This window comes from Martelella alba (assembly GCF_005217455.1).
Classification (GTDB): Bacteria; Pseudomonadota; Gammaproteobacteria; order Enterobacterales; family Enterobacteriaceae; genus Acerihabitans.
Genome location: NZ_SZPQ01000002.1, coordinates 304,605 through 325,739, shown reverse-complemented (window position 1 = coordinate 325,739; position 21,135 = coordinate 304,605). Strand labels below are relative to the sequence as shown.

The following is a 21,135-nucleotide window of genomic DNA, read 5'->3' as shown; positions in this document are numbered from 1 at the left end:
ATATCAGTATGTGGATGACAGCCTCACATTTTTGTCGCTACTGGCGCGTTCTGGTACTGGCGCTGGTGATGATCACGGCGCCGGCCGGGGCGGAGCGATTGCGCGATCTGGTGGATATCCAGGGAGTGCGGGACAACCCCCTGATAGGCTATGGGCTGGTGGTGGGGCTGGACGGCACCGGCGACCAGACCACCCAAACGCCGTTTACCACCCAAAGCCTGACCAATATGCTATCGCAATTGGGTATCACGGTGCCGTCCGGCACCAATATGCAATTAAAAAACGTCGCCGCCGTCATGGTGACCGCCGAATACCCGGCTTTCGCCCGCGCCGGCCAGAAAATCGATGTGGTGGTGTCATCCATGGGATCGGCCAAAAGCCTGCGTGGCGGCACCTTGCTGATGACTCCGCTGAAGGGGGCGGACAATCAGGTCTACGCCCTGGCGCAGGGCAATTTGCTGGTGGGGGGCGCCGGCGCCTCGTCCGGCGGCAGCCGGGTACAGGTGAATCAATTGGCCGGCGGCCGTATCAACGGCGGCGCGGTGATTGAACGGGAACTGCCGAGCAGTTTCGGCACCAGCCGCACGCTGACGTTGACCCTCAAAGAGGAAAATTTCAGCCTGGCGCAACGGGTCAGCGACGCCATCAATGGCATGAACGGCATGGCGACCGCCAAGGCCGTAGATGCGCGCACCATCGTGCTGCAATTGCCGGCCGATAACACCGCCCAGGTGCGGTTTTTGTCCGAAATTCAAGATATCAATGTCAATGTCGGCGAAATGGATGCCAAGGTCATCATCAACTCCCGTACGGGATCGGTGGTCATGAACCGCAATGTGATGCTGGATAATTGCGCCGTGGCCCAGGGTTCCCTGTCGGTGGTGGTCAACAACCAGCAAAACGTCAGCCAGCCCAACACGCCGCTTGCCGGCGGGCAAACAGTGGTTACCCAGCAAACGCAGATATCCCTCAACCAGGGCGGCGGCTCCTTGAAAAACGTCAGATCCAGCGCCAGCCTGAGCAGCGTTATCCGGGCATTGAATACCCTGGGCGCCACGCCCAACGATCTGATGTCTATTCTACAGGCAATGCATAGCGCCGGCTGTTTGCAGGCGACATTGGAGATTATCTGATGAAGCTTGATAGCGCTTTTGATCTGGGCTCCGCCGCCTATGACGCCAATGCGTTGCAGAAGCTGCGCAACCAGGCGGCGTCCTCTACCCCCCAGGCTATCAAGGCGGTGGCCCGCCAGGTGGAGGGGGTATTCGTGCAGATGATGCTAAAGAGCATGCGCGCCGCCATTCCCAAGGGCGGTTTGTTGGATAGCAGCCAGGCGGACATGTATACATCCATGTATGATCAACAGGTTGCCCAGCAATTAACGGGTAAAGGTTTGGGGTTGGCCGACCAGATGGTCCGGCAGCTTAGCCGTTTCACGCCGGCCGCCGATGGCGCCGCCCCTTCCGGGACCGATAAGCCGGCCGTGCCTGCCGCGGCCGATAAGCCGACGGCGGCGGATATCCCGTTGCGCGTCGGCCAGGACGCGGTCTTAACGCCGCTGGCGCCGCCGCCGATGTGGAGCGGATTTTCCCGCCATAATGATGACCCCTCTTATCCGGACGGTGACGACGACGGGCAAGACAGCTCGGCGGTCAGTCGCCACTTTACCGACCGACTGAGCGTGCCGGCCATGGTCGCCAGCCGGCAAAGCGGCATCTCCCACCATCTCATCCTGGCGCAGGCGGCGTTGGAGTCGGACTGGGGGCGGCGGGAAATTCCCACCGCCGACGGCAAGCCCAGTTATAACCTGTTTGGCATCAAAGCCACCGGCGATTGGCGGGGCAAGACCACCACCGTGACCACCACGGAATACCAGAACGGCCAGCCGATTAAGGTACAACAACGGTTTCGGGTATACGATTCCTATGTCGACGCCATTAACGACTACATCCATCTTTTGACCGAAAATCCCCGCTATCGCGGCGTCGTCAGCGCCAGCCGGCCGGAAGCCGCCGCGTATGCCTTGCAGCGGGCGGGCTATGCCACCGATCCGGACTACGGCGCCAAACTGGTGCAGATTATCGGCCAACTGAAAAATGCCGCGCGCCATGTAGTGACCGCCTATACCCATGATCTGGGCAACTTGTTTTAGGGCGCAGACCGGCGCGCGGGTCCGCCGGGCTGGGCGCGGCTTTTCGTCCGTGACGCTCAAGTTTGGCGCGCCGCGGCCGATATAAGTAACAGCGGAGTTCATCGCCGTCGCTGACGGCGCGCGGCGATGCATCATCCCCCGTTAAAAAGGAAACGCAATGTCCAGTTCTTTAAGCAATATTGCCGCGAGCGGTATCAAGGCAGCCCAGATCGCCCTGGATACGGTGGGAAACAATATCACCAACTCGGCGGTGACCGGTTATAATCGCGAAACAACCCAGCTTGCCGAGCAAATAAGCTCGGGCACCACCGGCAATGGGGTGTCCGTTACCGGCGTCAGCCGGGCCTATGATTCGCTGATCGTCAGTCAATTGCGCTCCGCCTCCACCGCCGCCGCTGCGTCCAATAGCTATTACAACCAGATCTCGCAAATTGATGACATGATGTCCAGTAGCGATACCGACTTGTCCACCATGATGAGCAACTTTTTCACCAGTCTCCAGTCGCTCTCCAATAATGCCTCGGACAGCTCCGCCCGCCAGACCGTCATCGACAGCGCCAATACGCTGGTCAATCAGTTCAAGAGCACCGATAGCTACTTGCAGACCATGGACGATTCCATCAATCAGTCCCTGTCCTCCAGCGCCGACCAAATCAATAACTACGCCACGCAATTGGCCAATCTCAATGAGCAGATCGTGCGGGCGGGGGGCAGCGACGCGCCCAACTCCATGCTGGATCAACGGGACGAACTGGTTAGCGAGCTCAACAATATTATCGGCGTCAACGCCAGCGTTCAGGATAACAATTCGGTTAATATCACCTTCGGCAACGGCCTGACCCTGGTGCAGGGCAACAGCGCCTACCAGGTGGAGGCGGTGCCATCCAGCGCCGATCCCACGCAAACCACCCTTGCCTATGATCGCGGCACCGGCACGCCGGTGGAAATAGACGAAAAGACGTTGACCACCGGCAGCGTCGGCGGGCTACTGTCGTTTCGTTCCGGCGCGCTGGCCGATGCGCGCAACGCCCTGGGGCAGATGGCCTTGAGTCTGGCTGGCAGTTTTAACGCCCAGCATGAGCAAGGGGTTGATTTGAATGGCGATGCCGGCGAGGCGTTTTTCGACTACGACTCGCCGTCGGTCACCTATAATACCAAAAACAGCGGCGATGCCTCCCTGGCGGTGGCCTACAGCGATACCACCCAGGTACAGGCCAGCGATTATTCGGTCAAGTATACCGGCGGCAGCTGGCAGGTGACCCGGGAAAGCGACGGCAGCGTTATTGATGCCGATGTCGGCACCGATACGGACGGCAATACCACGCTGAGTTTTGATGGCTTAAGCGTCACGGTGACCGGTACGCCGGCAAACAACGATAAATACACCATCAATACCGTATCCAATGTGATCAATAGCTTGTCGGTGGCCATTAGCGATCCGGCCAAGATCGCCGCCGGCGAGGACGACGACGACAGCGGCGAGAGCGACAACCGCAACGCCCAGGCTTTGCTGGCGCTGCAAACCAGCAAAATCGTCGGCGGGTCGTCGACGTTGAGTACCGCTTACGCCACGCTGGTCAGCAAGATCGGGACTGAAACCAGCAATGCCGAGGCCACCAATACGGCCCAAAGCAATATCGTGTCGGAACTGACCACCCAGCAACAGTCGGTGTCGGGCGTCAACCTTGACGAGGAATATATCGATTTGTCCCGGTATCAGCAGTACTACCAGGCCAACGCCCAGGTTCTTTCCACGGCCAACGATTTGTTTAACTCCCTGCTGTCGGCGGTGGCCGGCTAACCGGGCGGAAAAATATCACAAAGAGCATTAGCGCAAAGGATCCTAGCCATGCGTCTGAGTACCAGTATCATTTATCAGCAAAACCTGGACGGCATCACCAATGCCTATAACAAATGGCAAAGCACCGGGACGCAACTGTCCACCGGCGAGCGGGTCAATACGCCGTCCGATGATCCCATCGCCGCATCGCAGGCGGTAACCTTAAAACAGGTCGAAGCGCTGGGGGATCAATATGGCGCGGCGCGCACCTCCGCCAATGCCAGCCTGAGCCTGGAAAGCTCGGTGCTCGATCAGATAACCGATGTTTATCACAATATTCAATCGCTGGTGGTGCAGGCGGGCGACGGCACCTTAAGTGATTCGGACCGACAATCCCTGGCCACATCGCTGGAATCCTACAAAGATCAGTTGCTGACGCTGGCCAATACCAAAGACAGCAACGGCAATTATCTGTTCGCCGGCTATAAAACCGACAGTCAGCCGTTCGAGGAGGATGCCGACGGCAACGTGACCTATGTCGGCGGCGATCAGGCGATCAGCCAGCAGGTGGACAGCAGCCGGACCATGACGGTCAGCGATACCGGCGCGGATGTGTTCGATCGCCTGACGGCCGGTTATACCCCTGAACCTGATGGCAGCGATAGCGTCGCCAATGTGTTCGATACCATTAATCTGGCGCTGACCGCCTTGAATACGCCGCTGGACGATGCGGATCAAACCACCCTGGACGACTATAGCGATCAAATCGCCAAAGTCAGCCGGGGCATGAGCAACGCGCTGGACAATGTGCTGAATGTGGAGTCGTCGAACGGCAGCAAGCTGAACGAACTGGATACGTTGGACAGCATCGGCACCGATCGTTCCACCATATACCAGACCCAGATAAGTGATTTGACCGGCGTCGACTGGTATCAGGCTATCTCCGATTACACGATGCAACAGGCGGCCCTGCAGGCGTCATACAGTACCTTCAATTCAATGCAGCAACTCTCGTTGTTCAAAATGAACAGCTAAACCGGGCACCAGACCCGTCCGGTGGCTCAGGCGGGTCCTTGGGGCGGATGTGTAGCCATACGCCCCCTTGGTATGTCGGCCGGTTTCCGCCGGACGACATACTTTTTTTTTACTTATGACATGCCGCGCAGAATATCCGCCAGTAAATCGAAGGATTCCCCCATCAGTTTTTCGCAAAATGGCGCCAACAAGGGCAGCAGCAAACTGAAGGTCAAAATGCCGATGGTCAAGGTGAGGGGAAAGCCGATGACAAATACCGTCAACTGCGGCGACACGCGATTAAGCAGGCCGAGAGCGATATTCATGGTCAGCAGCAGGGTGATCATCGGCAGGGCCAGCATCAGGCCGCTGATAAAAATGGTGCCGCCGGCCCGGCATATGGCCATAAAGGCATTGGCATTCAGCGGCTGGCCGGAAATCGGCAGGGAATGAAAACTGTCGACCAGGATGGAAATCATCCACAAATGGCCATTAAGGCTGGTGAACACCAATATTGCCAGCAAGTTGAGCAATTGCGCCAGAATAGGCATATTCAGGCCACTGGCCGGGTCGAGAAACGTGGCGAAGGACAGTCCCATTTGCAGGCCAATGACTTCCCCCGCCATTCGCACGGCGGCGAAGGTGAATTGCATGGACAGGCCCAGCGCGGTGCCGATCAGCAGCTCTTTCATCACCAGCCAAAAGCCGGCGACAGAAAACAGCGTGGTATGCACCGGGGGCAGGCCGGGCGCCACCAGCAGCGTGGTCAGCGCCCCAACGCCCAGTTTGATCCGTGTCGGTATGGTCGGCTCGCTAAACAGCGGCGCGGTGGCGATTAACGCCAGTATGCGCACCAACGGCCAGAAATACTGGCCGATCCACAGAGCCAGCTGCGCGGTGTCCAACTGCAGCATCGTTAGCCGGCAAGGGAGGGTAAGCTGGTGAACAGGGTGCGCATATAATCAAGGATCAGATTGAGCATCCAGGGACCGGCTATCACTACGGTGGCGACCACCGCCAGGATTTTCGGGATAAAGGACAAGGTCATTTCGTTTATCTGGGTGGCGGCTTGCAGCAGGCTGATAATCAGCCCGCTGAGCAATGCCGCCACCAGCAGCGGCGCGGCTAGCGCCAGCGCCACAGTGATGGCCTGATGGCCAAGGGTCATTACGGATTCCGGAGTCATGTCGTCGCCTGTGTCAGCATAAGACTAAGTATAAAAACTCTGCGCCAGTGAACTGAGCAGTAATTGCCAGCCGTCCACCAGCACGAACAGCATGAGTTTGAACGGTAGCGAGATGGTCGCCGGCGGCACCATCATCATACCCAGCGCCATCAGCACGCTGGCCACCACCAGATCGATAATCAGAAAAGGGATAAAAATGGTAAAGCCGATTTGAAAAGCCGTTTTCAACTCGCTGGTGACGTAAGCGGGGACCAGGATACGCATCGGTACCGCTTCCGGACCGTCCAGGGGCGGCTGATTGGCCAGGCGGGCGAACAGGGCCAGATCCGCCTCGCGGGTCTGGCGCAGCATAAACGCCTTCAGCGGCCGGGCACCCTTATCCAGGGCCTGCTGCATACTGATTTTGTTTTCGCTGAGGGGAAGGTAGGCATTGTCGTAAATGTTATTGAACACCGGCGCCATCACGAAAAAGGTCAGAAACAGGGACAGGCCCAGCAACACCTGATTCGGCGGCGCGGAAGGCGTGCCGATGGCGCTGCGCAGCAGGCCCAGCACGATGATGATGCGGGTGAAGCTGGTCATCAGCAGCAATATGGCGGGCAGAAAGGTCAGCGAGGTGAGAAACACCAGGGTTTGCACCGGCAGCGACCAGCTTTGCCCGCCACCGGCCAGCGGCTGGCTGATGATACCCGGCAGTTGCGCGCACGCGTGCGGCGCGACAAACAACAATCCCAAGACCAGGGGCCCTATAACACCCGGACGGGGAATCCACGGCATCCGATGCATGTTCATTGTGCTTTTCCCGTGCGGAGCAACACCTGCCGCAAACGCTGGCGGAAATCACCGGCCAGGGCGGAGGGGGTTTCGTCATCATCCCCTGCCGGCGCCGGCAGGCTATGCAGCGGGGTAATCTGCTGCGGGGTCACGCCCAGCACCAGCCAGGTGCCTTCGACTTCAATCACCACCACGCGCTCCCGTTGTCCCAGCGCGCAACTGGCCCGCAGCCTCAGACGCCGTGATTGCCCGGCCGCCGGCGTCAGGCCGAGTTTGCGAATACACCATGCGGCCAGCACGATAACCAGTAACACCCCCCCCAGCGCGGCGCTCATCTGCACCAGCGCGCCGGCGGCGTCAAATCCCTGGGCGGCGGCCGCGCCGGTATGCGCGGCGGTTTGCAAAGGCGCGGCGCTCATTTAACGGCTCAAGCGGCGCATGCGTTCGGATGGCGTGATGATATCGGTAATACGCACCCCATACTTGTCCGCCACCACCACCACCTCTCCCTGGGCGATCAGATAACCATTGATCAGGATATCCAGCGGCTCGCCCGCCAGGCCGTCCAGGGCGACCACCGAACCTTGCGACAGACGTAGCAGTTCCTTGATGGTCATTTTGGTCCGGCCCAGTTCGACGGTGAGCTTTATCGGGATATCCATAATCATATCGATATCCTGCAACGGGCCATTGCCGTCGTCCGCCGTCAACTGGTGGAAGATACCGTCGGTGGATGCCGGTCGCTCCTTGGCCGCGGTTTGTTCGTTGAATGCCTCAGCCCACAGATCGTCGGCGGATGGCTTGTCTTCACCGGACGGTTTCTTGGGATCACTCATCGGGCTGTTCCTCATCAAGGGAGTTCAATACGGGATTGATCAGTTGCTTTACGCTTAGGGCATACTGGCCATTCAAGGTACCGTAAGTGCCGGTCAGCACCGGTACGCCATCCACATGGGCTATCAGGTAGTCGGGTTTGTCGATGGGCAGCACATCGCCCGGCGACAATGTCAGGATTTCCGATAGCCGAAGGGGGATTTCCGCGAAATTGGCCACCAATTCCAATTCCGAGTGCTGCACCTGCTTGACCAGATTTTCCCGCCAACTCTGATCCTCCACCCGGGAATTTTCCAGCGGCGGGTTCGTCAACAGCTCCCGCAAGGGTTCAATCATGGAAAAGGGAATACAAATATAGAATTCCCCCACCATCGACCCGATCTCCACATGAAATGGCGTGGTGACCACGATATCGTTGGGGGAAGTGGTGATATTGGTGAACTTCACCTGCATTTCGGCGCGGACGTATTCCACGTTGAGTTTGTAAATGGCGTTCCAGGCATCTTCATACCCTTCCAACGCCAACTTCAGCATGCGCCGGATCACCCGCTGCTCGGTATGGGTGAACTCCCGTCCCTCCACCTTGATCGGGAATCGGCCGTCGCCGCCGAACAAGTTATCCACCGCGATAAAAACCAGGCTTGGCGAGAACACGAACAACGCCGTGCCCCGCAACGGCTTGAGGTGGATAAGATTCAAGTTGGTGGGTACCGGAAGATTGCGGGCGAAGTCATGGTACGGCTGAATCTTGATGGCGCCGACCGTGATATCCGGGCTGCGGCGCAACAGATTAAATAACCCCATGCGAAACGTCCGCGCGAAGCGCTCATTGATAATCTCCAGCGCTTGCAGCCGCTCGCGCACCACCCGTCGCTGCGTATTGGGATCGTAGGGTTTGACGTCGGTATCGACGCCGTTGCTCACCGGTGATTGCACATTGTCATCGCCGTTAAGCAAGGCGTCGATTTCGGCCTGGGATAAAATGCTGTTGCTATCGCTCATAGTGATTAACGCAATATAAAGGCGGTGAACAGCACATCGTCGACGACCGGCCCCGCCTGCCCGTTGACGTAAGGTACGCTCAGCACCTGTTTGATTTGTTGTATCAACTGTTGCTTGCCCTGGACGCTGGCCAGCGCATCCGCATCCTGTCGCGAGAGCAGCATGATAAGCCGGCTGCGCACCGCCGGCAGGTATTCATTCAGCCGTTTGCGCGTCGCTTCATCGGGCAGTCGGAGAGTCACGCCGATATACAATACGCGTTCGGGATCATTGGTCGGATTGACCAGGTTTACCGTAAACGTATCCAGCGCCAGAAAAATCGGCGCGGGCGGCGGCGGGGGCGTCGTGGTTCTCTTCATCCATCCACTGATCTCGGGGTGCCGCCACCAGTAATAACCGCCCGCGCCACAGGCGGCTAAAAGAACGATGATGATCAGTACCCATTTCCATTTCGATGGTTTCCTGGCCGAAGGAAGCACATTTTGAGACATAGCGTTTCGGTATTCCTATAGCGTAACGACATATTTCCTTTGCGCATGCCGCTAAATGCCGGTTGTTATAGACAATTATCCCGTCTGCCGCGCGATTCAATGGGGCGAATAGGCGGGATAATTTGCCTAAGCTCACCCGTTTGCGGCGTCAGGCAAAGGTATCTATACCGATGTTGCGGCTGACGACGGCCGACGCCGTCGGCATTATTCCATTATCGGCCGTGCCGGCTATGGCATTAAGGGTAAATGCGTCGCTACTGCGCCCGCCCGTCGATGTGTCCTGACCGCTTGCGGTCCAGTTGGGCATGGATTCGCCGCCCACACTGCTCTGTCCCAGGTTAATCCCGCTGCCGGCCAGCGCCGCGCGCAATTGGGGCAGGGCGTCTTCCAGCGCGGCGCGAACCTGGCTATGTCCGGATGCCAGATGAATTTGCATCTGATTATTGGTATCCACCTGCAAACTGATCTGCACTGTCCCCAGACTTTCCGGGTGTAACCGCAACTCGGCGTTTTGTTGGCCATTGCGGCTGTACATAATCACCTGCTGGCCGATGGCCTGCTGCCATTCGTCGCTACCCAGTTGCGCGCTTATCAGCGCGCTTGCGGGGGTGGGCGTTGTGCCGGCGCTCGTTCCGGCGGCGCTTAAGGAGGGCGTCGCCGCCGGTTGGGCGTCTATCCGGGATGAGGATGTCTCATCCATGACGGCGACAGCGGCCTTTTTCAGCGTGAACGTGGGTACCTCGGCGGTCTGCGTCGGGCCGCCGACGGTCGAGGTATTGCCGCCGGTATCCGCCGTCTGGGCGGTCGATGCCGCGCCGCCGCTGGTATCGGCGGTCTTGGCGGCATTTTTGTCGGCCGTTCCATCGGACGCGGTTTTGTCTTTCTGTCCGGTATCGACAATGCCGGCCGCCGCCTTGGCGCCGGCCGGCAACACGGCGGGTATGGCTCGCTTGGCGGCATTGGCCGTCGCGCCGTCCGCCGTGGACGCGCCGCTTGCCGCGGCGATATCCGGCTGTTGCGGCGCGCTGTTGCCGGCAGCGCTGACCGCGGCGGCCGTCAGCGCATTGACTCCGGCGCCGCCTTTGTCGTTCGCGCCGACCGTCCCGCCCGAAGCGGCGCTATCGGCGACCGCGCCGCCGGTCGTTGCGCCGGCGGCGGCCTGCGCCAGCAGCGCCATCAATGCCTGGGCCGCATTGCCGTCAAGGGCCGGATCCGGCTGCCCGGTCTGTTGTTGCGTCGTCGCCTTGCCCGGATCGACGGCATTGGCTTGCTGCGCATCGCTGTCGCCGGTGGCCGCCGTTTTATCGCTGACCGCCGTATCCTGCGCTGCCTGTCGTTCTTCACGCATCGCCTCCCGGCTATCGGTTCGGGTCTTGGTCGCCTTCTCGCCGGTGTCGGCGGCGGTTGCGCCGTTATCGGCGGTGTCGCCTTGCCCATTGGCGGAGGTTGCCGATTGCCTGCCGGCGATGCGGGTATCCAGCATGGCGCCGAAGCTTTGATCGTTGGTATCCGCCGAACTGGTCGCCGCGCCGGTGGTTATACCCTTACCGCCCGTTATCGGCATCGTCTCGCTAGCTGCGGTAATCATTAGTTTTTCCTCACGAAGGCCTGTTGGGCGAATTCATCCGTGCGTTTTTGCTCTTGCCGGTTTTCATAAACCTGCTGGATGCGCAGATTACGGGCATGCAAGGTAATCAGCGCATTTAATCGTTGTTGCTTGGCCTGCCAAAACTGAATCGCCTGTTGGAGCCGCTGACTCCATTGCGCCAACAAAGTGCGATGCTGCTCGATGGCGGTTTCAAGGGTGATGATAAATTGCTGGTAGTTGTACCAACTGGCGGAGGCCATTCCCTGGGTCATGCCCCGTTGCAGTTTTTGCCGGTATTCGTTTTCATATCGTTGTAATTGCTCCAGCTGGTTTCTGGCCGACTGATGGGATTGGCGCACTTGCCCCAAGCGGATGGCGGCCTGGTCCACTTCTTCTTTCGCCCGTTCGCGTAAAATATCCAGCGGTGTTTGGTTTTTCATCGGACCTCTTCAACCGGATTAATTCATTAACGCCTGTAATTGTTCGCAAGCTTGGCCATAGCTGCTGCGCGTGTGCATATCTTGTTGCAAAAACGCTTCTATCGTCGGATAGAGCGCGATGGCGCGATCCAGTAGAGCGTCACTGCCGGCGGCATAGGCGCCGACGCTTATCAAGTCGCGATTGCGTTGATAGCGCGATAGCAATTGCTTGAACTGTCTGACCTGCTGTTCTTGTTGCGGCGTGACGATGGCGGTCATGGCGCGACTGATGGACGCCTCAATATCAATAGCCGGATAATGCCCGGCCTCGGCCAACTGGCGCGATAACACAATATGGCCGTCCAGAATGGCCCGCGCCGCGTCGGCGATGGGATCTTGCTGATCGTCGCCTTCGGTCAGCACGGTGTAAAAAGCCGTAACGGATCCGCCGCCGGATGTGCCATTGCCGGCACGCTCCACCAAGGCGGGCAGGCGGGCGAATACGGAAGGCGGATAGCCTTTGGTGGCCGGCGGTTCGCCCACCGCCAGGGCGATCTCACGTTGCGCCATGGCATAACGGGTGAGTGAATCCATAATAAGCAGCACATGATAGCCGCGATCGCGAAAATCCTCGGCGATGCGGGTGGCGTAAGCGGCGCCCTGCATGCGCAGCAGCGGGGAGACGTCCGCCGGGGCGGCGATCACGACCGAGCGCTCCAGCCCCGCGCTGCCGAGGATGTTATCGATAAAATCTTTCACTTCCCGGCCGCGTTCGCCAATCAAACCCACGACAATCACATCGGCCTGGGTGTAGCGCGCCATCATTCCCAGCAGCACGCTTTTACCGACGCCTGAACCGGCAAACAACCCCATACGCTGACCACGGCCCACGGTAAGCAGCGCATTAATAGTGCGCACGCCCACGTCCAGCACATGGGTGATGGGTGTGCGTTGCAGCGGATTAACGGGCGGGGTGGTGAGTGAATCGCTATAACCGGTGTCCGGCGCGGGCAATTCATCCAGCGGCCGACCGCTGCCGTCCAGTACCCGGCCCAGTAATTCGGGACCAAGCGGTAATTGCTTGCCGGTTTGCCCGTCGGCGCGTAGCCGGGCATACACCCGGGCGCCCGGCACGATGCCTTCCACTTCCTCCAGCGGCATCAAAAACAGTTTGTCGCCATTAAACCCCACCACTTCGCAATCGATTTCGTCAATATCGTCCTGGTGCTGACGCTCAATAAGACAAGAGGCGCCCAGCGGCAATTGCAGACCGGTGGCTTCCATAATAAGCCCGGTGGCGCGGGTAAGCCGGCCGTAGCGCCGCACCATGGGCGTGCCCGCCAGCCGCTGTTCAACAGCATCCAGCGATTTGAGCCATCGTCCGAGGCGCGCCGTCATGACAGTTTACCCGGCGCCGCAAGACGGCACAGTTCATGCCAGCGTGTCGCCAGGCTGGCATCCAAATCCCCCTCCTGAGAGGCGACTTTACACCCGCCGGCATGCACCTCGGCATCCGGCACCAGGCGCCAGCCATGCAAGTTCAGGGTTGCGCCCAGGTGCTTTTCCACCAGCGGGATCATTGAAGGGTGCACGTGCAACTGGGGCTTGCCGTTCATCAGCGCATCTTGCTGTAGGAATTGCTGAATTTGTTGCAGCATGGCGCCGCCATCGTCGGTCGGCCCCTGGCCCAGGACTTTCCTGGCGGCGGACAGCGCCAATTGCGCCAAACGATCGGCCATGACGCTGTCCAGCGCGTCCAGCGTATGTTGGAATTCGTTGACCAACAATTGCAACTGGGCGATGGCCGGCTGTTGTTCGGCGTGGACTTGCTGCCGGCCTTCATCCTGTCCGGTCCGCAAACCGGCCTGGTAGCCTTCCAACTGGCCTTTCTTGAAACCTTCGTCATAACCGTTGCGCTGCGCATCGGCCTGGATTTTCGCGCGCAAGGCGTCGAGGGCCGTCTGTTGGGCCGTTTCGTCCTCTACCGTCCGCTCCAGCGGGGCCGGCAGCACCGGCGGCAGTACCGGTTGCGCCAGATCCGTTAAGGCCCAGGGCCGCCAGGGCAGGTGATTGAACGCATCAGACATAGGTATCCTCCCCACCGCCAATGGCCATTTCGCCGCTTTCCGCTAAGCGGCGGACAATTTGCAAAATGGCTTTCTGTTCGTTTTCCACCTGGGACATGCGGACCGGCCCGCGGGTCGCCAGATCGTCGCGCAGGATCTCCGCCGACCGCTGCGGCATGTTGCGCAGGAATTTTTCCCGCAGGGGCGGGGCGGCGTTCTTCAGGGCGATAAGCAGCGATTCCGACTCCACTTCCTGCAACAGGCGCTGGATGCTGCGATCGTCGACATCCACCAAATTCTCAAACAGGAACATCTCATCGATGATTTTTTGCGCCAGCTCGTTATCGTATTCCCGCACCGCGGTAATGACCGATTCTTCCTGGTGGGTTTTCATCAGGTTGATGATCTCCGCCGCGGTACGGATACCGCCCATTTTGCTGCGTTTAAGATTCTGTCCGTCCAGCAGCCCGTTAAGCACTTCGGTCAATTCGGCCAGCGCCGCGGGCTGTACGCCGCCGAAGGTGGCGATGCGCAGCATGACGTCGTTGCGCAGTTTTTCATCCAGCAAAACCAGAATATCCGCCGCTTGGGTGCGTCGTAGATGCACCAGGATGGTGGCGATGATTTGCGGGTGCTCTTCGCGGATAAGATCCGCCGCGCTCTGCGGCTCCATGAAATTGAGGGTTTCCATGCCGGTGGTGGTTTCCCGGGTTTCGAGAATATCCTCCAGCAGGCTGGAGGCGCGCTCTTCCCCCAGGGCCTTTACCAGCACCGAACGCAGGAAATCGCTGGCGTTGATGCTCAGCGCGGCGAATTGCTCCGATTCCGCCTCGAATTCCTTTAGCACCTCCAGTAACTGCTGTTGCGAGGTTTGCGACATATTGGCCATGGAACTGCTGAGTTGCTGCACTTCCCGCGCCGAGAGATGTTTAAACACCTCCGCCGCGCGATCTTCGCCCAATGTCATCAATAAAATGGCGCTTTTTTCAGTTCCGGTCATTGTCATTGTTCATTGCTCATCCATTGGCGAATCACCAGCGCCACGATCCGCGGATCCTGGTCGGCCACATCACGGACCCGCTGGCTGCGGGCCTCGGTATTTTCACGTTGCTGCGCCCGTTTCTTTTCTTCCTGCTGATCCCGGCTGAGCCTCACGACCACATCCTCAACCGGCGCGGGAGCGGGCGGCTCAACGGCCGGCGTTGCGAGCCGGGCTTTGACCAGCGGGCGGACGGCCCTGCGCCACAAGATCCAGGCCGCCAGCAGCACCAGCAGCCAACGCCCGGCGGTCATCAGCCCGTCAAAGAACTCACCGCGTTCCCAGAAGGGTAAGGCGCCTCCATTGTCCTCGGCATTGACAAAAGGCGTATTGACTACGTTCAAACTATCGCCGCGTTCAGCCGAATATCCCATGGCTTCCCGCGTCAGATCTTCCACTTGTGTCATTTGCTGCGGCGTCAGCGGCACCGGCGGTTTGCCGTCGGCGCCCGGCAAATAGTTCACCACCACCGCCACGGAAAGTCTCTCCAGCTTGCCCTCGCTACTGGTGACGTGGACCACCTTGTGATCGAGTTCGTAATTGACCGTTTCTTCATGATGGGTGTTGGAGGGCACGGTGGGACGGGTCGGTCCGTTGGCGCCCGAGCGGTTGCCGGCGGCCGTTGCGCCGGTGGTTACGCTCGCTTGCCGGTCTATGGGCGCGGTGGCGGCCGGCGCCGGTTCGTTGGATAACGCGCCGGGCACGCCGCCGGGCGGCGTGACGCCTATCTGCTCGCTCTGATCGGTTTGCCGGGAGCGTATTGCCGAATTGGTGTCGCCCCCATTGGGCTGATAATGTTCGTCAGTCTGTTCCTGACTGTCGTAATTGATTTGGGCGGTGACCTGGGCATGCACGTTGCCATTGCCGACCATGGGCGCCAGGATATTTTCAATCCGCCGCTGATAGCGGCTTTCCAGCTCGCTGTTGTACTTAAGCTGGGTAGCGTTGAGATTGCGTCCGTTGACGTCGGACTGGGTCAGTAAATGTCCCTGTTGGTCCACCACGGTGACATTGCCGGGGGGGAGACCGGCAACGCTGCTGGAAACCATATAAACGATGGCGCTGACCTGGCCGTCATCCAGCGCGCGCCCCGGTTGCAGATTCAACGTGACCGACGCGGTAGGGTTTTTCTGTTCTCTGACGAACAAAGAGGGCTTGGGCACCGCCAGGTGAACCCGAGCGGAGCGCACCGGGCCCAGTGTTTCGATGGTCCGGGCCAGTTCCCCTTCCAGTGCGCGCTGGTAGTTGATCTGCTCGTTGAACTGGCTGATGCCGAATTTTTCCTTATCCAGCAGTTCAAAGCCCACCGCGCCCCCTTTAGGCAAGCCGAGGCTGGCCAGTTTCAGGCGCGTTTCATAGACAGAATCGGCCGGCACCATTATCGCTGTCCCTTGTTCCGCGAAACGGTAGGGTATGTTCATCTGCGTAAGCTGGGTGACGATATCACCGCCGTCGCGATCGCCGATATTGCTGTAGAGCACCCGGTAATCGGGGCTTCTGGCCCACAAGGCCAGCACCAGAACCACGGCGATGGCGGCCGCTGCGGCGATGGCGATGGATATTTTCGGGTTGGTGCGAAGACGCTCTTGCAATAACGTGAACGGATTCTTGCTCTGGCCGTTAGTACCGTTTTTGACCGTATTCATCGCGTGATCCCGCCATGAGTCGAACGGTTTGGGTTAATGGCTGATAACAAAACACTCTCCCTGCTGTGCTAAACGGTTAACCGGCGGTCATCATAGAAAGATGAACGTCATTATTTGCCTTTGCCGGGCAATTTGATGGCTGAAATAACCGGGTAAATTGGTGTTATTTAGCGCCTTAGCCGCCATGGGCTTCTGCTAAGGTAAACGCCTGATAAAAAAACCAGGGGGAAGAGATGGCCATTCAAGGTATCGAGTCGGCATTACAGCAACTGCGCCAGGCGGCCCGGGCGGCGGGCGGCATCAGTGAAACGCCGGACGCCGGCGGCAGTTTCGCCGCCCAGCTCAGCGCGGCGCTGGATAATATCAGCGCCACGCAAAACAAATACGGCGCGGAAGCCCAGGCCTATGCGGTCGGCAGTCCGTCGGTGGGATTGAATGACGTGATGGTGGATATGCAAAAATCCTCCATCGCCCTGCAAACCGGCGTGCAGGTCAGAAACAAGCTGGTTTCGGCGTACCAGGATATCATGAATATGTCGGTGTAGAGGGGTAAGCACAGCCGTTTTGGCTTCAACCACTTTTCGAGAGGACCGGTTTTTCCGCTATCAGCCGGTAATCTTCCGGCATCAGGTTCTTCAAGGATTCATGAGGACGCGGGCTGTTAATTTCCGTCAGCCAGCGTCAGCGAAACCCGTTATCCATTCGTATCTTCAGCGGGTAACCACGGGTTGGCACGATCTTGTCCAAAACCCGGATGATACGCCGTGCGGGGATATTCAGGTCAATTTTATTGCCAGGGCTTCACGGTTAACATCATCCGCCACATTGAAAGTACCAAAGCGTCGGCCATATACCCGCGCATCATGCATAAAATTGATGAACCGGCGCTGATTGAGCGCTTCCATTTCGTTGTCATTTTTAACCGCCTGGACTCCAGCAAGACTCAGCTATGGTTTTGTATAATGTCAATTTGATAACAAAACACTTTTCACTATAAATTCATCAATCAATGATAAGTTTGCTTGATCAGTTTTCATCGCCATATGTGATTAAAGATCTTGAATCCCGACATATTTATACAAATAAAGCCGCATTGGATTTGTTGGGGTTGAAAAACAAGTCTGACGTGTTGGGAAAATCAGATATTGAAATTAAATCTAAATTATTCGAAATAGATGATACGGGCGTGGAATTTATACGTCAAGACAAACAAATAACATCGAGTGAAAAGGCAATGCGATGCCTTGAAATTCATCCCGCCGCTGTTGAGTGTCCATATATAGTTAACAAGGTCCCTTATTATAATGATGAAAATGAATGCGTGGGTATTTGTGTTTATACAAAAAATCTTGAAGTCTTTACATTGAATGATTTCATAAAAGGGAATATGCCGGGATCATTACTTCTCAATAAGCCGGATTATTTTTTTACAGAGAGGAATTGCGAGGTGATGTTTTTTCGATTACAGGGCTTAACGAACAAAGAAACAGCGGAAAGGCTAAACTTATCTACGCGAACAGTGGAAAGTTATATGCAAACCTTGTATGAAAAGGTTGGCGTGAATCATTTCGATGATTTCAAAAATTTTTGTGTCTCTAAAGAATATCACCGATATTTACCTAAGCGTTTTATTGGAGTAGTGCATTTGGAATTTTAATTTCTTGAAAATTATGATTCAAATGTAATCGGTATTATGATAAACATAAAAACTTAATCGATAGGTATGTGCGAATTAGAACAAATTTACGCCAGGATTAATATTCACAATTATCAAAGTTCTTTTCCCATAGCATGAAAAAAGGGCCACTGTTGGCCCAAATAAATCAACTGGAACGTATGATACAACACTAAGCGGAAATGTTAATTTTTGGCTTCAATTCCGATATCAATTCCTTTCTCCGACCAAGGAGCACCACGGTGTGAGCCCTGCTTGCCTTTGATAAAGTCAAGTTGGTTAATGCGCCGGCGCCGCGTGTCCGTAGAGTCGCCATTACCAGAAAAAATCAACGCCTTCCCGGAGCAGCTTCTTCGGCACATAACAGTTCAATCCCGAGTGATGGCAATATTCAATCAATTCCTTGGCGGAGTTGACATTGATTTTGCCATAAATGGTATTCAGCCGGTTTTCCACGGTTCGGTGCGACAGGCATAAACGCAGGGCGATATCCTTGGCACTCAATTTTTGTAAAACGTAGAAAATGACATCGAGTTCTTTCTCAGTGAAGGTATCATCCGGCGGCGAGAGGGTAAGGACCGACGGCTTGAGACTGTTGAAAAAATCACATACGGAAAGGAAATTAAATCGTTTACCGTAAAAAATGCTGCCGATGACATCGCCTGTCCGGTTATAAAGAGGGAACTTGGGACAATACCAGGGTTCAAGAATGGCATCGCGGCCGAAATAGGATGTTGTGATAATCTCGGCGCCTTCTTTACTGGCTTCCGCTTTGCGATCATGCGCTTGGTATTCCGGCGCCATTTCGGACCATGGCGTGGGAAACTCTTCATCCAGCCGGCCTTCGAAATCAAAACCGGCCGGGATATTAAAGAAATCTTTACATGGCTCATTGATATAAACAAAACGCGAGTCGTTACTTTTAATGGCCCATGGAATGGTCGAGTGTTCCATTAAAGCAATCAGCGGAACGTGATTGAGGGAATCGAGCATCAAACATTCCGGTTCGATGGGGTGTTGTGGTTTCATAGTTGGCCTCCTGGCGAAAAACTTTCCTTTAACGAATGATAATGACTAAACTACAACTAAATAAGCGTTTTTGAAGAGTAGATATTGCTCTATCGCGTCTTTGTTCGGGTGAGCGGGGGGCAAGGCCGCGAAAGGGTCGAATGGCGGCAGGCCGCGATAAACGCCCTTCACCGAAACGGCAAAGGGCCGGAAAGAATCATCAGGAACCGCGGCCGCCGTGGCTGTTTTTTCCGCCTTTGCGTCCTGCCTGCGAAGCGCGTTCCGGACTGTTCTTGAAATTCCCGCCGCTGTGCTGGCCGCCTTTGCGTCCCGCTTGCGAGGCGCGTTCAGGATCATTTTTGAAGTTCCCGCCGCTATTCTGGCCGCCCTTTCGGCCCGCCTTTGAGGCTTTCTCTTTATCTTCCGCAAAATTACCTGAACCGCCGCGATGTTCTACCATAATCTTGTCCTGGTCCGTTGCTTTTATCAGACATGAGATTGGGTGATAAAAATAGCGTAATACCCCAATATGCTGGTCATACTTCAAGTTGCCCTTTATTGGCGGCGCCCGCCCGCCCCGGTCACATCCTCAGCTATGCGTCTGGGGAGGCATGAGAGACATCCGGTCTCTCACCGGAGGCCCGCCGTTGGCGGTTCACATTCGTTCTCGGCGAATTTGCCGCTCGCTTGCCGCCGCGATGCGTCTCGAAGTAAAATATATAATCATTAAAATAATTAATGTGTTTATAATAAAATTTAGAATAAAACAGTTCCCCAGGCAAAAACGTTGCGGGCATTTAAGATTAATCTTACCCGCGTGATACGTAAATTTTGGCGAGGATATTTATGGGAGTGAAATTAACGCCTGAATACCTGCTGACTGAATGAGTCACTACCCTAACGTAAAGTCTGCGGCAAAGCGGGAATAAGATTTTTATTCACTGTTACCGTAGGCAAGCGCCGGCAAAATCCCGCGAGGGGTTTAATCGTACTTGGTCATTTGGGTACGAGGCGCTTTCGGCATGCATCCTCCTTTTCGCCGCCGTCATATTTCTGACATGGAAGCCGGCTAACATGACGTTTTTATGACGGGAAACGGCGATGGATGTAACCGAACAGGCATTGCAGCACACCCATGATGTCATTGAGCAAATTGTCGGACGCGCGGTATTGGCATTGCACCGGCAAGGACAATACATACAGACGGCGAATCTGTTGGCTTATCTCGCCGGCGAGCAAGAACGCGAACCGGACCCTGCCCGGCGTTTTTTCATCGGGGTCGCCATCGGCCTACTCGCCGTGTGACCGATGCCGTGCGAGCGGCCCGCCAAAGCCTGTTAGCGGCGACGGGGACCGAGTACTTTGGCCAGCAGAAATCCCACGCCGCCGGCAATCAATAGCGCGGAAACCGGATCATCGGCGGTTTTGCGCTTAAGCGTCGCCATGCAGTCATTCACGCATTCGCAAGCCTGGGCCGCGTGTTTACGGAGTTTTCCTTCCAGGCGCAACGCGCAATCGCCCGTGGCGCGCCCCGATGCCTTTTGAACCTTGCCCGCCAATGTCTCCGCTTTGTCTCTGGCTTTATTGTACATGATCATCCTCCTGCGTTATCCCGACATGGTTGACTGTTTCGTCAAGCGATTTCGCGTTGCCTCGCGGCCGATAAAGCGGCAACGTGAAGTATCACGAGTATAGGCGAGGTTATTGTTTTCCGCCCGCTGGGGCCGGTTTCACTTCCCCAGATGCGAAGGCGCCGGCGCCGGGGCGGCGAACGCCGTCAATAAAGCGGCGATGTAAAGCATGGCGATTCGCTTGTCGTGCCACGCGCTGTGTGTACCGCCACGGAGAGGATGCCTAACGCGCATCGAAGTAGGGGGATGGCCATAAGGCGCGGCACGAGGGGGAAGAGGGCTTGTGCGGGGCGGGTTGGGCATCGCGGCGGGCCAGGACCGGGCATAGATGCCTGCGGGTTATGCAAGCATCATGTCTGCGGCAGGTTCACATTACTCTCTATGCATCCGCGGATGGGATGATTTTTACCGTTCGGGTAAACGGTTATTTTTTTATTTCACCCGGCAACATCGACGCGGGGTCTGAAAATTTATGATAAGTCGAATTGACCGATTGCTGGCGGTTGGATTGGCCTATCAGCTCGCGCAATTGATTCAGCCGGGCTTGCAGCAGTCGATTGACTTCTGATTCGTTTTTAAGCAATTGCCGTAGTACCAGACTGATTTTTTCCTGAATAACCGTCGGCAGGGCGTTGTCTTGACTGTTATTGAGCTCGGTGATTTTCGCCACGGCCTGAACGTATTTTTCTTCGATATAAACTAACGTATCCCATTCTGACTCACGCGCCATCATCAGCATATTTTCACTCAAGGCAAGGATTTGCTGGTAATGGTCCAATAGGGAGGGGCAAGCATCCATCATGGCTATCCTAAAAGGTATTTGACATATA

Annotated in this window: 24 protein-coding genes and 1 pseudogene; 7 read left to right on the top strand and 18 right to left on the bottom strand. The window is 56.8% G+C overall.

Annotated elements, in window-relative coordinates; all coding sequences use genetic code 11:
* The first annotated feature begins 8 nt into the window (after positions 1-8).
* The 4 genes from FCN80_RS03870 (at position 9) to flgL (ending at position 4,967) form a co-directional block, all read left to right on the top strand.
* Positions 9-1,133, top strand: a complete 1,125-nt coding sequence (locus FCN80_RS03870) for a flagellar basal body P-ring protein FlgI (protein ID WP_306767834.1) — start codon at positions 9-11, stop codon at positions 1,131-1,133.
* Positions 1,133-2,152, top strand: coding sequence for a flagellar assembly peptidoglycan hydrolase FlgJ (flgJ, locus tag FCN80_RS03865; RefSeq protein ID WP_136988565.1), 1,020 nt, complete (start codon positions 1,133-1,135; stop codon positions 2,150-2,152). The genes FCN80_RS03870 and flgJ overlap by 1 nt, the downstream gene beginning before the upstream one ends.
* A gap of 157 nt (positions 2,153-2,309) precedes the next feature.
* Complete coding sequence (gene flgK, locus FCN80_RS03860; RefSeq protein ID WP_136988564.1) at positions 2,310-3,953, top strand: flagellar hook-associated protein FlgK; 1,644 nt, start codon at positions 2,310-2,312, stop codon at positions 3,951-3,953.
* 48 nt (positions 3,954-4,001) lie between these two features.
* On the top strand, positions 4,002-4,967 hold the full coding sequence (gene flgL, locus FCN80_RS03855; RefSeq protein ID WP_136988563.1) for a flagellar hook-associated protein FlgL: 966 nt from the start codon (positions 4,002-4,004) through the stop codon (positions 4,965-4,967).
* Positions 4,968-5,080: 113 nt separating this feature from the next.
* On the opposite strand, the gene fliR is transcribed toward flgL, so the two are convergent.
* From fliR to fliF, 13 genes are all read right to left on the bottom strand, one after another.
* On the bottom strand, positions 5,081-5,860 hold the full coding sequence (gene fliR, locus FCN80_RS03850; protein ID WP_136988562.1) for a flagellar biosynthetic protein FliR: 780 nt from the start codon (positions 5,858-5,860) through the stop codon (positions 5,081-5,083).
* Positions 5,861-5,862: 2 nt separating this feature from the next.
* The gene (gene fliQ, locus FCN80_RS03845; protein WP_136988561.1) at positions 5,863-6,132 is read right to left on the bottom strand and encodes a flagellar biosynthesis protein FliQ; all 270 of its coding nucleotides are present in this window, start codon (positions 6,130-6,132) and stop codon (positions 5,863-5,865) included.
* Between the two features lie 24 nt (positions 6,133-6,156).
* The gene (fliP, locus tag FCN80_RS03840; protein ID WP_373880317.1) at positions 6,157-6,924 is read right to left on the bottom strand and encodes a flagellar type III secretion system pore protein FliP; all 768 of its coding nucleotides are present in this window, start codon (positions 6,922-6,924) and stop codon (positions 6,157-6,159) included.
* Complete coding sequence (gene fliO, locus FCN80_RS03835) at positions 6,921-7,325, bottom strand: flagellar biosynthetic protein FliO (protein ID WP_136988560.1); 405 nt, start codon at positions 7,323-7,325, stop codon at positions 6,921-6,923. The genes fliP and fliO overlap by 4 nt, the downstream gene beginning before the upstream one ends.
* Positions 7,326-7,742 (bottom strand): flagellar motor switch protein FliN, encoded by a 417-nt coding sequence (gene fliN, locus FCN80_RS03830; protein WP_136988559.1) that lies wholly within the window; start codon positions 7,740-7,742, stop codon positions 7,326-7,328. It abuts the gene before it with no gap.
* On the bottom strand, positions 7,735-8,742 hold the full coding sequence (gene fliM / locus FCN80_RS03825) for a flagellar motor switch protein FliM (protein ID WP_136988558.1): 1,008 nt from the start codon (positions 8,740-8,742) through the stop codon (positions 7,735-7,737). The genes fliN and fliM overlap by 8 nt, the downstream gene beginning before the upstream one ends.
* Positions 8,743-8,747: 5 nt before the next feature.
* Entirely contained in the window at positions 8,748-9,233 is a 486-nt protein-coding gene (gene fliL / locus FCN80_RS03820; protein ID WP_136988557.1) for a flagellar basal body-associated protein FliL, read from the bottom strand.
* A 148-nt stretch (positions 9,234-9,381) separates the two neighbouring features.
* On the bottom strand, positions 9,382-10,821 hold the full coding sequence (locus tag FCN80_RS03815) for a flagellar hook-length control protein FliK (RefSeq protein WP_230492467.1): 1,440 nt from the start codon (positions 10,819-10,821) through the stop codon (positions 9,382-9,384).
* Positions 10,821-11,261, bottom strand: coding sequence for a flagellar export protein FliJ (fliJ, locus tag FCN80_RS03810; protein ID WP_136988556.1), 441 nt, complete (start codon positions 11,259-11,261; stop codon positions 10,821-10,823). The genes FCN80_RS03815 and fliJ overlap by 1 nt, the downstream gene beginning before the upstream one ends.
* Positions 11,262-11,279: 18 nt before the next feature.
* A complete protein-coding gene (gene fliI, locus FCN80_RS03805) occupies positions 11,280-12,638 on the bottom strand; it encodes a flagellar protein export ATPase FliI (RefSeq protein ID WP_136988555.1) in 1,359 nt (452 codons plus the stop codon).
* Entirely contained in the window at positions 12,635-13,327 is a 693-nt protein-coding gene (gene fliH / locus FCN80_RS03800; protein ID WP_136988554.1) for a flagellar assembly protein FliH, read from the bottom strand. Before fliH ends, fliI begins: the two co-directional genes overlap by 4 nt.
* Entirely contained in the window at positions 13,320-14,306 is a 987-nt protein-coding gene (fliG, locus tag FCN80_RS03795; protein ID WP_230492466.1) for a flagellar motor switch protein FliG, read from the bottom strand. The genes fliH and fliG overlap by 8 nt, the downstream gene beginning before the upstream one ends.
* Before the next feature lie 2 nt (positions 14,307-14,308).
* Positions 14,309-15,991 carry a flagellar basal-body MS-ring/collar protein FliF gene (fliF, locus tag FCN80_RS03790; RefSeq protein ID WP_136988552.1) on the bottom strand — a complete coding sequence of 561 codons (1,683 nt, stop codon included), beginning with the start codon at positions 15,989-15,991 and terminating at the stop codon, positions 14,309-14,311.
* Positions 15,992-16,224: 233 nt separating this feature from the next.
* On the opposite strand from fliF, the gene fliE reads away from it, so the two are divergent.
* Entirely contained in the window at positions 16,225-16,536 is a 312-nt protein-coding gene (fliE, locus tag FCN80_RS03785) for a flagellar hook-basal body complex protein FliE (RefSeq protein ID WP_136988551.1), read from the top strand.
* A 25-nt stretch (positions 16,537-16,561) separates the two neighbouring features.
* Here the strand turns inward: fliE and FCN80_RS26670 are convergent.
* Positions 16,562-16,869 (bottom strand): annotated as a pseudogene (locus tag FCN80_RS26670) (IS3 family transposase); the annotation flags it as partial.
* 140 nt (positions 16,870-17,009) lie between these two features.
* Here FCN80_RS26670 and FCN80_RS03780 point away from each other — a divergent pair.
* Positions 17,010-17,648 carry a PAS and helix-turn-helix domain-containing protein gene (locus tag FCN80_RS03780; RefSeq protein ID WP_230492465.1) on the top strand — a complete coding sequence of 213 codons (639 nt, stop codon included), beginning with the start codon at positions 17,010-17,012 and terminating at the stop codon, positions 17,646-17,648.
* Positions 17,649-17,981: 333 nt separating this feature from the next.
* On the opposite strand, the gene FCN80_RS03775 is transcribed toward FCN80_RS03780, so the two are convergent.
* Both FCN80_RS03775 and FCN80_RS03770 read right to left on the bottom strand, forming a co-directional pair.
* On the bottom strand, positions 17,982-18,695 hold the full coding sequence (locus tag FCN80_RS03775; RefSeq protein WP_136988549.1) for a helix-turn-helix transcriptional regulator: 714 nt from the start codon (positions 18,693-18,695) through the stop codon (positions 17,982-17,984).
* Positions 18,696-18,894: 199 nt separating this feature from the next.
* Positions 18,895-19,134 (bottom strand): con-10 family general stress protein, encoded by a 240-nt coding sequence (locus FCN80_RS03770; RefSeq protein WP_136988548.1) that lies wholly within the window; start codon positions 19,132-19,134, stop codon positions 18,895-18,897.
* A 641-nt stretch (positions 19,135-19,775) separates the two neighbouring features.
* On the opposite strand from FCN80_RS03770, the gene FCN80_RS03760 reads away from it, so the two are divergent.
* Positions 19,776-19,979, top strand: coding sequence for a hypothetical protein (locus FCN80_RS03760; protein ID WP_136988546.1), 204 nt, complete (start codon positions 19,776-19,778; stop codon positions 19,977-19,979).
* Between the two features lie 32 nt (positions 19,980-20,011).
* On the opposite strand, the gene FCN80_RS03755 is transcribed toward FCN80_RS03760, so the two are convergent.
* The gene (locus FCN80_RS03755) at positions 20,012-20,266 is read right to left on the bottom strand and encodes a CsbD family protein (protein WP_136988545.1); all 255 of its coding nucleotides are present in this window, start codon (positions 20,264-20,266) and stop codon (positions 20,012-20,014) included.
* A 463-nt stretch (positions 20,267-20,729) separates the two neighbouring features.
* Positions 20,730-21,107, bottom strand: coding sequence for a flagellar protein FliT (fliT, locus tag FCN80_RS03750; protein WP_230492464.1), 378 nt, complete (start codon positions 21,105-21,107; stop codon positions 20,730-20,732).
* Positions 21,108-21,135 lie beyond the last annotated feature (28 nt).

Bases quoted from the DNA above. Each gene is read 5' to 3' on its own strand.
- FCN80_RS03870 (WP_306767834.1), top strand. From the start codon at position 9: ATGTGGATGACAGCCTCACATTTTTGTCGCTACTGGCGCGTTCTGGTA.
- flgJ (WP_136988565.1), top strand. From the start codon at position 1,133: ATGAAGCTTGATAGCGCTTTTGATCTGGGCTCCGCCGCCTATGACGCC.
- flgK (WP_136988564.1), top strand. From the start codon at position 2,310: ATGTCCAGTTCTTTAAGCAATATTGCCGCGAGCGGTATCAAGGCAGCC.
- flgL (WP_136988563.1), top strand. From the start codon at position 4,002: ATGCGTCTGAGTACCAGTATCATTTATCAGCAAAACCTGGACGGCATC.
- fliR (WP_136988562.1), bottom strand. From the start codon at position 5,860: ATGCTGCAGTTGGACACCGCGCAGCTGGCTCTGTGGATCGGCCAGTAT.
- fliQ (WP_136988561.1), bottom strand. From the start codon at position 6,132: ATGACTCCGGAATCCGTAATGACCCTTGGCCATCAGGCCATCACTGTG.
- fliP (WP_373880317.1), bottom strand. From the start codon at position 6,924: ATGAACATGCATCGGATGCCGTGGATTCCCCGTCCGGGTGTTATAGGG.
- fliO (WP_136988560.1), bottom strand. From the start codon at position 7,325: ATGAGCGCCGCGCCTTTGCAAACCGCCGCGCATACCGGCGCGGCCGCC.
- fliN (WP_136988559.1), bottom strand. From the start codon at position 7,742: ATGAGTGATCCCAAGAAACCGTCCGGTGAAGACAAGCCATCCGCCGAC.
- fliM (WP_136988558.1), bottom strand. From the start codon at position 8,742: ATGAGCGATAGCAACAGCATTTTATCCCAGGCCGAAATCGACGCCTTG.
- fliL (WP_136988557.1), bottom strand. From the start codon at position 9,233: ATGTCTCAAAATGTGCTTCCTTCGGCCAGGAAACCATCGAAATGGAAA.
- FCN80_RS03815 (WP_230492467.1), bottom strand. From the start codon at position 10,821: ATGATTACCGCAGCTAGCGAGACGATGCCGATAACGGGCGGTAAGGGT.
- fliJ (WP_136988556.1), bottom strand. From the start codon at position 11,261: ATGAAAAACCAAACACCGCTGGATATTTTACGCGAACGGGCGAAAGAA.
- fliI (WP_136988555.1), bottom strand. From the start codon at position 12,638: ATGACGGCGCGCCTCGGACGATGGCTCAAATCGCTGGATGCTGTTGAA.
- fliH (WP_136988554.1), bottom strand. From the start codon at position 13,327: ATGTCTGATGCGTTCAATCACCTGCCCTGGCGGCCCTGGGCCTTAACG.
- fliG (WP_230492466.1), bottom strand. From the start codon at position 14,306: ATGACCGGAACTGAAAAAAGCGCCATTTTATTGATGACATTGGGCGAA.
- fliF (WP_136988552.1), bottom strand. From the start codon at position 15,991: ATGAATACGGTCAAAAACGGTACTAACGGCCAGAGCAAGAATCCGTTC.
- fliE (WP_136988551.1), top strand. From the start codon at position 16,225: ATGGCCATTCAAGGTATCGAGTCGGCATTACAGCAACTGCGCCAGGCG.
- FCN80_RS03775 (WP_136988549.1), bottom strand. From the start codon at position 18,695: ATGAAACCACAACACCCCATCGAACCGGAATGTTTGATGCTCGATTCC.
- FCN80_RS03770 (WP_136988548.1), bottom strand. From the start codon at position 19,134: ATGGTAGAACATCGCGGCGGTTCAGGTAATTTTGCGGAAGATAAAGAG.
- FCN80_RS03760 (WP_136988546.1), top strand. From the start codon at position 19,776: ATGGATGTAACCGAACAGGCATTGCAGCACACCCATGATGTCATTGAG.
- FCN80_RS03755 (WP_136988545.1), bottom strand. From the start codon at position 20,266: ATGTACAATAAAGCCAGAGACAAAGCGGAGACATTGGCGGGCAAGGTT.
- fliT (WP_230492464.1), bottom strand. From the start codon at position 21,107: ATGATGGATGCTTGCCCCTCCCTATTGGACCATTACCAGCAAATCCTT.